Below are 14,634 nucleotides of genomic sequence, written 5' to 3'. Positions count from 1 at the left end.
TTAAGAAATCTCAATGAACTAAAAGCCCTCATTTGAACTAGTGCTCTACATAAACTTTCTGATTCAATTAGAGATAAAATAATTGCTACTAATTCTGGTGATTTCATTTGTAAGGCTGTTCGATAGGTCTTATTTGCAAGTTACTCGCTAACTAAAGGAATGAGACTACCTCCCTTTGACAAGCCGAGAGTCAAGACCAAAGGCCATTCTCTGAGCCTGAGTTACAAATTCATTGCTTTTAGGGTGGTTTGGATTAAGCAGGGCACACCAGTCGCCAGAAATGGCGCTGGGCACTAACAAAACGAGACTCTGCTTGCTATCAATCCAATCGCTCCCCAAGTCAGCCAATTCTTTTGGCGCTGGATATGATCGCCAGTTATCAGGTAGATCGTTCTCTTCAAGTCTCATAATTTCGTCATCTGGTACTTCAATGCTAAGCATTGCATATTCGCTTAGAACAGTTTGAGTGTCTAAGTGAACAACTGTCTCAAGTATGCACAACGACTTAGACTCGCTTAAATAAACACATTTTATGTCTTTATTGTTCCAGCGCCCACCATACTGCTCTGCGCCAAAACCACTGAATGCAGAATCAGCAAACTTCATTTCGCACAATCGGTAAAAAATCATTACACGATCACACCATTTTTGATTTTACCAATTAAGTCAATTACTGCCTCTTGCCCAAGTGGTTTTTTAGCATAATTCGCTGGGCTAATACCTCCTAGCGCCATCGCTGGCTTTTCCAACCAAGCCGCTGCTTTATCCTTATCGTTGTCGAAAAGTGAAAGTGCTGAATCAAGTAAACGCGCTCCCATATAGGCTCTAACTGCGGTTTTACCCTCCCATCGCTGTCCTTTTGCGTGTCTGGCGATTGTGGCTCTATCAACCCCTATTGCCTTTCCAACTAATTGAGACGCCATTTTAGATTTCGTCACGACGACACTGACAAAGTCCGGATCAAATCCTGCTTCAATTTGTGTTGAAGCGCTTACTGGATCAGCCGATAGAGCCAGTTCAGACATAAGACCGCGATTATGTTGTTTTGCTTTTGATGGTTTAAACGAACGGATTGTCATAACTATACCTCATGTTGTTTCTATTGCATCTTTAAATTGTAGCGCGTGCAACAAAAAAGACAAGCTTTCACTTCAATGCCAGATTATGTGTAAATGAAAATACATTAAACAAAGCCGCTGTCTCACTGTTAAAGCGCTTTTTGTTTTCAAGCAGTCATGCTCCCATATATCTGGCCTCAACATTACGCAAGCTTCACCATTATAATATGTGATCAAGACATGAATTTAGTTGTTTTATTGACCTATTTGTTCATGTTTTTTAATCGTTTGCTTAATGCAGGCTGTGAAATTCCTAACATTTGAGACGCGGCAGATTGGTTGTTGTTTGAGCGCTTCATTGCTTCGTTTACCAACTGCTCCGCAAGTGAGGACAGTGTTGGGAGTTTTGTGTTATTTGGAAAAATAACCATGGGTTCTTGATCATTCAAAAGACCGTCATTTAAAAATAAATGTTGGAATGCTGTCTTGTCTAAAATACGGGTTTTAGATCGGCCAACTGCGTCAAATAAGAGTGATTTTAACTCCCGTGTGTTGCCTGGGAAGTGATAATGGGACAGTTGAGTGTGTAATGTTTTATCGTATTCTATGGCTTCTTTTCCCATTTCTGCACACGCCTGTTGAACAAAATGTTCGATCAATATTGGTAAGTCTGAGATACGGTGCCGTAATGGCGGAATAGTAACCATGTGAATTTTTAAACGATAGTATAAATCTTTTCTAAATTTGCCCTCTAATTGAAGCTTTTCAAGGCTTTGGTGGGTGGCAACAATGATACGAGCTTGAGAGCGTTTTGATTTGTCGCTTCCTAATGGATAGTATTCTCCTTCTTGTAATAAACGTAATAATTTCACTTGAGACGATGCGCTTAGATCGCCAATTTCATCAAGAAACAAAGTGCCTTCACTGGCTTTTTCAATAAGGCCTAATCGGTCTTTATCAGCACCAGTAAATGCGCCTTTATTGTGTCCAAATAAAGTATCGGCAAAAATGTTATCGTCTAATCCTGCCACGTTGACAGTGATTAGAGGGCCATTTCTATTGCTTAAATTATGGACGGCTTGGGCAACTAATTCTTTGCCTACACCACTTTCTCCTATGATTAATACTGGGTGTCGCGTAGTTGCAATGGATTCCAAGTACTGAAAAATGGACCACATATTGGCGTCCGCAGTAATAAAATCCACAAAAGCATCCGGTGTAGCAAGGTCATTTGATAGTACTTTTCGACGCAAGGCTTGGTTTTCAATAGACAGTTCTTGTGTGCGAATGGCTCTTTTTAGACCCTCTAGAATTTCACTTGGGTCTGATGTTTTAACAAAGTAATCAAACGCACCTAATTTGACGCATTCAACAGCAGTGTCTAACTGATTAATACCGCTAAAAATGATAACGCAGACATCTGGGTATTCTTCATTCAGCCAAATCAACAATTCTTTGCCTGAAACATTAGGCATAGTGAGATCAAGTAAGATTAATCCTATGTCATTTTCTGCCATCAATGATGGGACATTTTCAGGATTTGAACAGGTTAGTAAGTTGGTAAAGCCATGCCTTTCAAAGCTAAGTAATGTGCTCCGCAGGAAAGGAATTTCATCATCGACTAATAGTATTTTAAATTGAGGATAAAGATTTGGAGCAAGTGTCATAATAAGAGTCTCATGTTGGTGGTACTGCTCTAGACGGTTTTTTAATAGGGAATGAATAGTCGTAATGTAAATTATTTTTTGACTTTCGGTAATTTTACGATAACCGTTGTCCCTATACCAACTATCGAATCAAAGCTCATTGAGCCAAGGTGTGAAGCAATAATACCTGTAGAAACTGAAAGCCCCAATCCTGTCCCTCCTTGATCACGTTTAGTAGTGAAGAATGGTTCACTCAATCTCGATAAATGTTCAGCTTCGATACCACATCCTTGGTCTTCAAGTTGTATGATTACCTGATTGTGTTCTGTATCAGACGATGTGGTTAATCGAATGCTTTTGGAAGAATCGTTTAAAGAATCACAAGAATTAATAATCAAGTTAATAATGACTTGTTCGATACGCTGAGCATTTGCGTAAATATAAGGATTAGAGGCATCTAAGTGTAATTCAAAACGTGTTGTTGCGTTGCGAATTGATGTATCGACAAGTCGAATAGCTGTTGTTACAAGATGATTTATAGATACTTCGCTTTTGTGATCTTCGGATTCAATGCGAGCAAAATCTTTCAAGTCGTTAACAATGTTACGGATTTTAACGGTGCTGTGGTTCATTTCATGGAGTACATAAGGTATTTCTTCTTTGATTCTGGAGAAAGGTAATCCAGCGAGAGTAATTTGTTGATGTTCTTGATGACGTTCTAGATAGGGTAGTGCATCTTCCCATGCGGATTTTAACAGTGGAAGATTTACAATAAGTAAGCCTGTTGGGTTGTTTATTTCATGAGCAACGCCAGATACTAACACGCCCAGAGAGGCCATTTTGTCTGCTTGAATCAGTTGCTCTTGTTGTGCTTTTAGCTGTAAAGAGCGTTTTTCTACTTCCTTTCTTAGCATGCTGTTCCAAACAATAATACCTACAATAATAAGGCTTAAAAATCCAAGGATATAAATGGCCAGAGGGCCAATGGTTTTTAAAAGAGATGTGTCTTTCCCCAGTGTACCTAACCATTTATCGTAAATTTTTTGCTGTACGCCTGTGTTTTTCAAAATCGCTAGACCTTCACTAAAACGAGCAATAAGGTTTTCGTTTCCCACTAAGGCTCCATAACTTAATCGTTGGCCATCAACAGGGCTGAAAACAGGATGAATGTTGTTTAAGTTGAATTCTTTACTTAAGTACAAACTGGGTAAATTGGCGATCAATGCAAAATTATAATTACCTGCGGAAAGCTGACGAAGTGCCTCTGTATGCGTTCTCATCGGAATAATAATGGCATCAATGTTATTTTCGAGTAAATATTCGTGCATGATACTGGCGTTTTGAACGAGTACTTCTTTACCTTTTAAATCTTGAATAGAGCGTATTTTTGGATCGCCAATGCGGGCAAAAACAGATTGATTTGCTATAGAATGAGGAGATGAAAAAATAATGTTGCTGGCTCGCTTCTCTGAATAAGCAATGTTTTGCAATGCATCAAATTCACCGCTATATAAGCCATTTAAGGCGCTTTCCCAATCTGTCATTACTATTTTAACTTTAAACCCCATTACTTGAGCAATGGCTTTTGTTAATTCGACGCTGTAGCCATCTGGCTCACCTCGGTCGTTTAAAAACTCGTAGGGTGGGTAGTTACTGTCGGCTGCTATTGTAATGACAGGGCCGTCTTGTAATGTGTGTTGTGATGACTCATTTAAAATGGGTTTAGCTGATACAGGAAGACTTAAAAGGAAGAGTCCAAAACAGAGGCAAATAAATAAAACCGAGAGTTTTAAGTGAACAAAAATCATAAATTAACACCGAGTGTTTATGTTTAAGTAAAGCGTAATAAGAGAAAATTAGCGGAACACACTATCATTTAACTTTTAGGATTCAAATATGAGAATTCAACTTACTAGATGTCTATAACTTAAGTTATATTTTTCTTTTATGGGTATAGTATAAGTTATGAGCCAATGTTTCTTTATGGTTTTCAGGTTTTTCGTTGATTTTCTGCATTTATTTTCGTTTAAAATTAGTTCCAGTTATAACTTTTATTATGAAGATAACGTTGGATTATTATTGTTTTTCATTTTTTTCCTTTACTTTCAATGACTTGTTTTTTTTCTGTTATTTGGCTCAGGATTTGCTATGGTGAAGTTGTTCTAATTGAATATTAAGTAAATATAGAAAAGAGGGTGATATGACCATTAAAAAAACAATTCTAAATTCTTTGTTGGTTCCTGCATTTGTTGGTGCATCTGCGGTAGCTAGCGCGGCTGATACGCAGTTTGTTTCCATTGGTACTGGTGGTGTTACAGGTGTTTACTATCCAGCCGGTGGTTCAATTTGTCGTATGCTGAACAAAGAGCGTAAAGTACACGGTATTCGTTGTTCTGTTGAATCTACTGGTGGTTCTGGTTACAACGTTAACAGTATTCGTGCTGGTGAATTAGAGTTTGGTATTGCCCAATCTGATGTTCAAGCCGCTGCATTAGCAGGAACTGGCCAATTTAATGGTAATCCATACCCTAAATTGCGCTCTGTTTTTTCATTACATCCTGAACCAATCCATATGATGGCTCGTGAAGATTCAGGTATTAAAACCTTTGATGATCTAAAAGGTAAGCGAGTCAACATCGGTAATCCAGGTTCTGGTAACCGTTCGATGATGGATCTTCTGATGAAGGAGAAAGGTTGGACGAAAGACTCATTTGCTATCGCTGCAGAATTGAAATCATCTGAACAAGCTCAGGCATTATGTGATGATAAGTTTGATGTGACAATTTGGTTGTCTGGTCTGCCAAACGGTTCAGCACAAGAAGCGACAACAACTTGTGATATTAATATGCTTCCAATGAATGATGTTGCAGCGCAAAACATTATGAAAACACGCGGTGAGTTCTCTCCAGCCGTAATTCCTGGTGGCATGTATTCAGGTAATGAAAATGATGTTCCAACATTTGGTCCAAAAGCAACGCTAGTCACATCAACTGATGTGTCTGATAAAGCGGTTTATCAGTTGACCAAAGCGGTATTCGAAAACTTCTCTTCTTTTAAACGTTTGCATCCAGCCTTTGCAAATTTAGACCCAGTAGAGATGGCGAAGTCTTCCTTGGTTGCTCCGTTGCATCCGGGTGCTGAGAAGTATTACCGTGAAAAAGGCTACATCAAATAAGTTTTTGCTTATAGGTACTAGTTAGATGATCAATGGAGGCTGATATAAGATGGCCTCCTTTGATTGATATTAATAATTACATCCCTTCCTTTTTACAGTGAATTCTTAGTATTGCATTGTGTCATCACACGATGACAAGCATGAATCTTTTTGTTTGTCTTACTAAGTGTTTCATCTCTGGAGCTTGTATGTCTATTACTACTCATACTCCCCCGTCAGCAGAAAATTTAGACGATATGATTGCTGAAGCGGATACGGGTAATCGTAAGCCTAAAAGTCGTTTTGCGATTGCCTTGCTGCTAACTTTGCCACTTGCGTGGTCATTATTTCAATTGTGGATAGGTTCACCTCTTCCATCCCAGTTTGGTATTGGTTTTTTAAATGACACGGAATCAAGAGCGTTGCATTTAGCGTTTGCCGTGGTGCTGGCATTTTTTGCTTTTCCGGCGTTTAAATCCAGTCCAAGAAACCGTATTCCTTATATGGACTATGTACTAGCCCTAATAGGTGCTTTTTGTGCGGCGTATTTGTTTTTCTTTTATGAAGATTTGGCCATGCGACCGGGCTTGCCAACAACTTTAGATCTAGTGGTTGCCTTTGTGGGTATCATTCTGACACTTGAGGCAGCACGTCGTAGTTTAGGGCCACCATTGGTGATTGTTGCGTTGTTTTTCTTAGCGTATGTGTTCTTTGGTGACAGTGAATATTTACCAGAAATTATACGTTGGAAAGGTGCCTCGGTTGGTAAAGCCATGACCCATATGTGGCTAACAACAGAAGGTGTTTTTGGTATTGCATTGGGTGTCTCTTCTGGTTTCGTTTTCTTATTTGTTTTGTTTGGTGCTTTATTAAACCAAGCGGGTGCAGGTAATTATTTTATCCAAGTTGCCTTTTCCTTATTGGGACATATGCGAGGTGGTCCTGCAAAAGCAGCCGTACTGTCTTCTGCTATGACTGGGTTGATTTCAGGTTCTTCCATTGCCAATGTAGTGACAACAGGTACCTTCACAATTCCATTGATGAAAAAAGTAGGGTTTAGTGCTGAGAAAGCTGGCGCTGTAGAGGTTTCTTCATCAGTGAATGGCGTGATTATGCCTCCTGTAATGGGGGCGGTTGCTTTCTTGATGGTGGAATACGTCGGCATTTCTTATATTGAAGTGGTAAAACATGCTTTTTTACCGGCGACCATTTCATATATTGCTTTGCTTTATATTGTTCACTTAGAAGCACTTAAAAGTAATATGCAAGGTCTTCCTCGTGTGACGCCTGCTCGCGGTTGGAAAATGCAGGTACTACGAAGTGGTATTATTATGGCGAGCTTGTTTATTTTAGCTGGTGCTTTGTACTACTTTGTTGCTGCCATCCGTTGGGTACTTGGGGATATTGCTAATATTGGTTTGCTGATGTTGGTGGTGTTTGGTTATATCTGGCTACTTTATCTTTCTGCTAAAACCGATGATTTGCATATGGATCACGCGGATGCGGAAATTGTTAGTTTGCCAGTGTTTGGTGACATCTATAAAGCTGGGTTGTATTACCTTGTGCCGTTAGTGTTATTGATTTGGTTTTTGATGGTAGAGCGTAAATCACCTGGTCTATCGGCGTTTTGGGCGAGTATGTTAATGGCATTTATATTGGTCACTCAAAAGCCATTAAAAGCGTGGTTTAGAAAACAAGGGGACCTTAAGCCGTTTGCAAAAGAGGGCTTTTTTGATCTTATTGACGGTCTGAATACTGGCGCGCGTAATATGATCGGTATTGGTGTGGCGACAGCGACAGCTGGCATTATCGTAGGTACAGTGACTCTAACAGGTGTTGGTCAAGTGATGGCTGAATTTGTGGAGCTGGTATCCGGTGGTGTCTTGATTATTATGTTATTGATGGTCGCCTTAATTTCTCTTGTGTTGGGGATGGGCTTACCAACAACGGCCAATTACATTGTTGTCTCTTCTTTGATGGCGAGCGTGGTGGTTGAATTAGGCTCTCAAAATGGCTTGATTGTACCGTTAGTCGCGGTGCATATGTTTGTGTTCTATTTTGGGATCATGGCCGACGTGACGCCCCCCGTAGGGCTAGCATCGTTTGCAGCGGCTGCTGTTTCTGGTGGAGATCCTATTAAAACAGGCTTTACTGCATTCTTTTATTCAATGAGAACGGCATTGCTGCCATTCTTATTTATCTTTAACACAGATTTATTGTTAATTGATGTGACTTTCTTGCAAGGTGTTGTTGTTTTCTTTGTCTCTCTCGCGGCAATGTTAATATTTGCGGCGGCCACACAAGGTTACTTTATGGCACGTAGTCGCTTGTATGAAAGTGCGTTGTTGATTTTGGTCGCCTTTACATTGTTCCGTCCAGGATATTGGTTGGATCAAATAATCGAACCATTCGAAACACATCAAGCAAACCAAATGCTTTCTTATATCGATGAAAACAGTGATTTAGAGTTATTAAGGATTTCTGTTGAAGGGGAAAACATAGATGGTCGTTGGATCGAAAAAACAGTCATTATGCCAATTGATAAGCAAGGTGATGCGCAGTCACGCTTAGCAACAGGCGCAGGCTTGGAGATTCGTGAAGAAGACAGTAAAGTGTATATTGATAATTTGATGTTTGGGGAATTTGCTGAACAACAGGGATTGGATTTTGATTGGGAAATAACGCAATTTCAAGTGGAAGCCGATAGGCCCCATAAAGAATGGTTCTTTATTCCTGCCTTTTTACTCGCTTTATTAGTTGCCTTTGTACAGAAAAAACGCCTTAGAAAAGAAGAGGGCGTAAACGCTTAAAATTATATTGAGTGTAAAAAACGCCCTTAATTTGTTGGTTAAGGGCGTTTTTTTATGTTCGGTTGTTTTTATAACGAATATATTAAGCGAGAGAGGCACGGGTATCTGTGAATACTAAGGTTTCAATGACAATCATTTCAGTAGCGAAGCTATCACCGATGTAAAGAATACCCTCCATATAATCATCAGCTATTTGATAGTCTTTGTTTAAGAAAATTTTACCAGCGATTGGTTGTGTGTTTGGATAATAAGCAGAAATGTAAAGTATTGAAATTAATATCACCTTGCGTTGAAGATACTTTTTGAAATTTTAGCAGTGTTAAATCTTCAATGTCACTAATAATGCTTCGGCTTGTTATCCGGTTGTAGGACTCTTTGCAAAGTAAGGGCTTTCTAGATCAGTTTTGTAATATATTCAGGAAAAGACGTATTAAAATTGTATGTCACAGCCAAGCAGCCAAGACTCTCCTGGTCCTAAAGAACAGACGCTTACACTGTTGGTTTATTGTATTGATGTTGCATCGATATCGAGATCTTTTTGACTAAAATTAGCTGAATTTTTGGATGTTGATGCATCTAGAGAGCTGCTATATAGTTTTGCACGGTCAAAAAAATTGATCACATTTTGTACGATACAAGAGTAGGTGTTTTATTCTGTAGGGAGGTGTATTAAAGAGATATTGTCTATTTTTATTTGATAATGTTTCTCTTATTGGGCTGTTTATAGCGTTTTAAGATGCGTCTATTATTTCATCATCAACTCAAAACCCACTAAGACTCAATGAGGAAATAAAAATGGCTCAACTTACTATTGTTGCTAATATCGTGGCTAATGAAGATAAAATTGAATTAGTAAAAGCAGAACTTCTTAAACTAATCGATATTACTCGTGCAGAAGACGGTTGCATTAACTACGACCTTCATCAAGATAATACAAATCCTGCGCATTTTATGTTTTATGAAAACTGGGAAACGCGTGAACTTTGGCAGACTCACATGAGTAACACGCATTTAGCTGAATATATGGCGGCAACGGATGGTGCAGTTGCTTCATTCACACTAAATGAAATGACGAAAATTGGCTAACCGAACTTAGAAAGTTCACTCGCTTCTTTACCGTAATAATGGGTTAATCATGTTTGTGATTAACCCATTATTTTTTGTCTTCTTTGCATTACTTGCTGCCTTTGTATGAGATAAACATGAATATCAAATTCGATCATCTTTCTTTAAACGCTGAAAATCCAGAACAAATGAGGGATTTTCTTATTGATCTTTTAGATCTTAAAGTGGGTACTCGTCCTAATTTAAACTTTGATGGATACTTTCTGTTTGCAGGAGAGAAAGATGTCATTCATATTTTTGGCAAGTCTCCGCGGAATGACGCGAATCATTTTGGGCAGGATGAACAAAATATCGTCCATCATGTTAGTTTTTATAGCGACGATTACGACGAGGTAATGCGAAGGATTAGAATGCTAGATGTAAAATACGGTATAAGCCAAGTGTCGAACACATCTGTGGTACAAATTTTTGTACGTGCGCCTGAAAACTTTATTATTGAAATACAAGCGGTTCCTAATCAATGACAACAACTCAAACATTTCCCTTTTATGTGGCGGCTTATGAATCTGGCAGCACATCGCATGAATTGCCTTTATGGGGAAGCCATAAGGACAATCCATTAGCACTCGATATCGATCCTTTAACGCCACGTGATTATTCAGTCGTTGAAGGCGTTCCAGGTGCATTTCAATTGTTTAATGTGTTTAGTGAACAAGAATGTCGATCGTTTATTGATGCGGCTGAAACAATGGGCTATACCGAAGATGCCGCCGTGTCACTTGGTAGGCATATCCGTCACAATATGAATCTTAATTGGATTATCGATGACGCGACAGAAAGGCAAATTTGGTCAAGGATTGCGTCTCATTTTGACAAGGCTAATCCGCACTTTTTAAATAAGAATCCATTAGGTCTGAATCAACGTTTTCGTTTCTATCGATATGAAAAAGGTGATTTTTTCAGTTTTCATACTGACGGCGCTTGGCCGGGAAGTCGTATTCTTGATGGTAAGCCTGTGGTGGATTCTTTTGGTGATCGTTACAGTTTATACACCTGCTTGATCTTTTTGAGTGACGATTTTCTGGATGGTGCAACACAATTTTTAGTAGATCCGTTGGATGCAACACGTCCTGCTCGCACACCGAATACCGCAGCATTAAAAAACGTTCGCACCCCTGCGGGTGGCATGTTATTTTTCCCTCACGGCTCTCATCCATTGCATTGCCTACATGGCTCTCAGAAAATAGCCGAAGGGGTTAAATATATAATACGGACTGACGTACTGTTCAGTGTTTAGTCTGAGTTTCTTACTCTCGATTCGTTATTAGACCCTATCTAATATAGGATTTAATAACGAAAAAAGATGAATAATTAAAAAGGCTAAGCTCTTGTCTATTTTAACAAAGGGCTATTTCAACAAAGGAACATTCAACGCTTGTTAAGCGGACTGATTAAGTCCCATAAACTTTAATGCAATCTCGCCCCGCTTCTTTTGCTTTATACATTGCCTCGTCGGCGTATTGCAAAGTGTCTTCAATCTTATTAGAGCTTGACTGATGTTCTGCTACGCCGATACTGATGGTGAGATTTAGCGTGATGGAGTCTTTAATAAGCGGAGAGCTTGATAGAGAAATTAATACTTCTTGAGCAATCTCAATGGCTTTGACTAAGTTAGTATCGGGCAGGGCAATGCAAAATTCCTCTCCTCCAAGTCTACCTAATATTTGTTCTTTATTTAATGCATTGTTAATGATGTTTGTTGTATGAACTAAGGCAATATCGCCTATTTTATGGCCATAGGTATCATTGATCTGTTTAAAGTGATCAATATCAATCATAATTAAAGAAAAGGGAGTTTGGTTTTTTTGATGATCCGACTTTTGTTCTATCAATTTTAAGAACGCCCCTCGATTCAGAATCCCAGTGAGGCTGTCTGTATCACTGAGATGCTTGAGCCGACTCTGTAACTCTTTATTTAAGAGGAAGATAAAACCAAATGTGAGTAAAATTGAAAATATAAAGACATCAAAGAAAGAGAGTGCGTGTAGTATGTTGGCATTCATAAAATCCAAAATAGGCGTTTCGATGTAAGTGATAAATGCACGTACTAATAAATAAATGGAATGAATGATAAATAACCATGATAGTAAACACTCTAAAAATCGAAATTCTTTTCTTGTATCTTTCCAAAGTATCCAAACAGAATAAAACCCTATGCCAGAAACAACCAAAGAAATAATAATGATTCGTGCAGTAATGTTTGGGGATTGATAGGTGAAGTACATAAACGAAATAAACATGGCGATGGTAATCGCGGCTAAAGGCCATAACCGAATGGTGTGATTAACAAAGGCGCCAATACCTAATAAAATGAACAAATATCCTAAGATAATTAGCGTGTTACTGACTGGGATTGAAAGGAGGTCAGGTATGATGTCTCGCAGGCCAAGAAACAAAAAGCCAATGGTGGTGATGCTGTTGCCGATAGCCCAAAAGCGTGTGCTGCTACTATCAGGGTAGACCCGAGAGAGTAAAAGCATTACGCCAGCCATCATTAGACAAACCAACATAGTGACGTAAGATAGCGTTCTAATATCAAATTCAATCATATTAAACCTGCGCAATGTGTGTTTTTTACGAGTTTCATTACCTCTTCGTACCTTAATGTATGGCACAATCCAAATCCTTCTAAATCACGTGCTTTTACTTTTGTGAATAAGGGTTGTGTCAAACCAAGTAAAAATCGACATTGCATTTTGGGTGTGATCCAAGAAGCGGCATCTGGGGACTTTTTCTCAATTAGGGTCGAAAGGGATGTTAATGCCTCTTGGATGATGTTGTTTTCCGGGAAATAAGGTGTGATTGAATAGGAAAGCCCAATAGACTTACCTAGACAAGCTGAGCAATGGTTGCAGTTCTGAGGTGCATTCTGATCATCAAAGTAGTGAGCCAAGCGGTTATTGAGGCAGGTTTCTAACTCAAAGAATTGAGTAAGTGCTTCTATACGTTTGATTTCGCTTTGCTCTTTTTCAAAAAAGTAACGCTCAAGATACTCGGTCAATTCATCACTTTGTAGGCGCTCTACATCCACCTCGTAGACATCCGTGATGCCTTTCGTCGTTAATTCAATGTCGCCTTTTTCATATAAATAGTCTAATGCGGTCATGACTCTTGAGCGCTCAGCCCCATATATGTGATAAAGGGATTCAAAATCCACCTCTCCCCACACACGTTTAAAGTGAGTATGTTGAAAAAGTGCGGATAAAAACGCCCGACGTTCACCTGTATACTGTTCAAGAATCGAATTTGCATCACGTATGAAGTGATATTTCACGTCTGAGTAATAGCTGTATTTTGGTTGGATAACTTGCAAAAGCTCCAATTGTACTAAAATTGTTTTAAAAGGAAGTTGGCGAATATTGCACTGATTGGCCACTTTGAGTAGTTGTATTGACCATTCGTTATTCTGCTGTTCTTGTCTGATGTGATTGATCAGCGCCTCAATGCTGTGCTGTTCCGGTGTATCGCAATAAATAAAATTCTCTATGGTATGTAAACCATCCAGATTAGCCAATAAAATACAATTTGAATCGTTACCGTCTCGACCCGCTCGGCCAATTTCTTGGCTGTAACTTTCAATGGACTTTGGTAAATCGTAATGTATGACAAACCGAATGTCCGATTTGTCTATTCCCATACCAAAAGCAATCGTCGCCACAATGATTCCCACTTTACCTTCCATAAAGTCAGTCTGGATTTGCTGTCGTGATTCACTTTCCATGCCTGCATGATAGGCTTGAGCGTTGAACCCATTTTTTTGTAACGTTTTAGCGAGTAACTCGGTTGTGTGTTGTTGTGTAACATATACAATGCCACACCCTTGTTGAGCTTTAAGGGTATCGACTAAGGTACGTGTTTTTTCTTCTTCAGCAATGCTTCTGATATCAATATGGAGGTTTGATCGATAAAAGCCTGTCTGAACAATGTCTTTTTTATTGATATTGAATTTCTCAGCCATGTCGTTTTTTACTTTGGCTGTAGAAGTGGCCGTGAGTAGCAGCACCAGTGGAATCTGTAATTCATTTCGATAGGTTGGCAGCTTTAAATAATCAGGACGGAAGTTGTGACCCCACTCTGATAGACAGTGCGCTTCATCGACCACCAGCATTGAAATGGGAACTTGCTTAATAAAATGGCGAAAACGTTCATTTTTAAATCGTTCTACAGAAACCATTACAATTTTAATCTCGCCTTGTTTAATGCGGAAAAGACGAGACTGATACTCCTCTTGAGTAATACTCGAATCTAGGCTGGTTGCTGAAATACCGTGGTTGTCTAAGAAAGCCAATTGGTCTTTCATGAGTGCTAACAGAGGCGATACCACTAAGGTGATATGAGGTAAATGCAGAGCCGTGAATTGATAGCATAATGATTTGCCTGACCCCGTAGGGAATATAGCTAAAGAAGAATAACCACTTAGCAATCGCTCTACCGTTTCAAGTTGGCCTTCACGAAATTGATCGAAACCAAATAAGTGTTTGAGTGATTCAGTTGCATTCATATTAAGTGTGCCTTGGGATTTGTCTAGTGTCTGTGCTTTAGGGCGAATTTGATGCATCTCTGATGAAGTGATAAACACAATAGAAAAATGGCCTAAATAATACTCTATTGCTGACTTTAAATACCACTCTATTTTCTTTAGAGAGATCAGTAAGGTTTTTTTTGATTTTTCAGTGACGTTGAATATATTTGCATACAAGTTTAAAAAACAGTGTTTTATTCAAATAAAAATAGCAATACGAGACTGGAAGTATGTCCAAATCTGGTGCATGCACGCTATGATAGTGAAGCAGGTGGATAAAGATGAGCCTGCTTGAATGAGGGTGTGTTTCATCCATGGT

The 14,634-nt window shown here is 39.0% G+C and carries 11 protein-coding genes; 5 read left to right on the top strand and 6 right to left on the bottom strand.

Going from position 1 to position 14,634, the window contains the following annotated elements; translation table 11 throughout:
* Positions 1-165: 165 nt before the first annotated feature.
* From ACMUMJ_RS09975 to ACMUMJ_RS09960, 4 genes are all read right to left on the bottom strand, one after another.
* Positions 166-630 carry an RES family NAD+ phosphorylase gene (locus ACMUMJ_RS09975; protein ID WP_414678682.1) on the bottom strand — a complete coding sequence of 155 codons (465 nt, stop codon included), beginning with the start codon at positions 628-630 and terminating at the stop codon, positions 166-168.
* On the bottom strand, positions 630-1,079 hold the full coding sequence (locus ACMUMJ_RS09970; RefSeq protein ID WP_414678681.1) for an antitoxin Xre/MbcA/ParS toxin-binding domain-containing protein: 450 nt from the start codon (positions 1,077-1,079) through the stop codon (positions 630-632). The genes ACMUMJ_RS09975 and ACMUMJ_RS09970 overlap by 1 nt, the downstream gene beginning before the upstream one ends.
* A 242-nt stretch (positions 1,080-1,321) precedes the next feature.
* On the bottom strand, positions 1,322-2,725 hold the full coding sequence (locus ACMUMJ_RS09965) for a sigma-54-dependent transcriptional regulator (protein ID WP_414678680.1): 1,404 nt from the start codon (positions 2,723-2,725) through the stop codon (positions 1,322-1,324).
* Positions 2,726-2,796: 71 nt separating this feature from the next.
* Positions 2,797-4,512: a transporter substrate-binding domain-containing protein gene (locus ACMUMJ_RS09960; RefSeq protein WP_414678679.1), complete on the bottom strand. Its 1,716-nt coding sequence runs from the start codon at positions 4,510-4,512 to the stop codon at positions 2,797-2,799.
* 392 nt (positions 4,513-4,904) lie between these two features.
* On the opposite strand from ACMUMJ_RS09960, the gene ACMUMJ_RS09955 reads away from it, so the two are divergent.
* From ACMUMJ_RS09955 to ACMUMJ_RS09935, 5 genes are all read left to right on the top strand, one after another.
* Entirely contained in the window at positions 4,905-5,879 is a 975-nt protein-coding gene (locus ACMUMJ_RS09955) for a TAXI family TRAP transporter solute-binding subunit (protein WP_414678678.1), read from the top strand.
* A gap of 188 nt (positions 5,880-6,067) precedes the next feature.
* A complete protein-coding gene (locus ACMUMJ_RS09950) occupies positions 6,068-8,668 on the top strand; it encodes a TRAP transporter permease (protein WP_414678677.1) in 2,601 nt (866 codons plus the stop codon).
* A gap of 795 nt (positions 8,669-9,463) precedes the next feature.
* Entirely contained in the window at positions 9,464-9,754 is a 291-nt protein-coding gene (locus ACMUMJ_RS09945; RefSeq protein ID WP_414678676.1) for a putative quinol monooxygenase, read from the top strand.
* 116 nt (positions 9,755-9,870) lie between these two features.
* Entirely contained in the window at positions 9,871-10,257 is a 387-nt protein-coding gene (locus tag ACMUMJ_RS09940) for a VOC family protein (RefSeq protein ID WP_414678675.1), read from the top strand.
* On the top strand, positions 10,254-11,030 hold the full coding sequence (locus ACMUMJ_RS09935; protein WP_414678674.1) for a 2OG-Fe(II) oxygenase family protein: 777 nt from the start codon (positions 10,254-10,256) through the stop codon (positions 11,028-11,030). The genes ACMUMJ_RS09940 and ACMUMJ_RS09935 overlap by 4 nt, the downstream gene beginning before the upstream one ends.
* Before the next feature lie 154 nt (positions 11,031-11,184).
* Here the strand turns inward: ACMUMJ_RS09935 and ACMUMJ_RS09930 are convergent, their stop codons facing one another.
* Complete coding sequence (locus ACMUMJ_RS09930) at positions 11,185-12,342, bottom strand: GGDEF domain-containing protein (protein ID WP_414678673.1); 1,158 nt, start codon at positions 12,340-12,342, stop codon at positions 11,185-11,187.
* On the bottom strand, positions 12,339-14,372 hold the full coding sequence (locus ACMUMJ_RS09925; protein WP_414678672.1) for a RecQ family ATP-dependent DNA helicase: 2,034 nt from the start codon (positions 14,370-14,372) through the stop codon (positions 12,339-12,341). Before ACMUMJ_RS09925 ends, ACMUMJ_RS09930 begins: the two co-directional genes overlap by 4 nt.
* Positions 14,373-14,634: the final 262 nt, after the last annotated feature.

It is taken from the genome of Marinomonas phycocola (genome assembly GCF_047525455.1).
GTDB lineage: Bacteria > Pseudomonadota > Gammaproteobacteria > Pseudomonadales > Marinomonadaceae > Marinomonas.
Note: the sequence above shows the minus strand (reverse complement) of the source record. Positions and strands in the feature narration are given on the sequence as shown.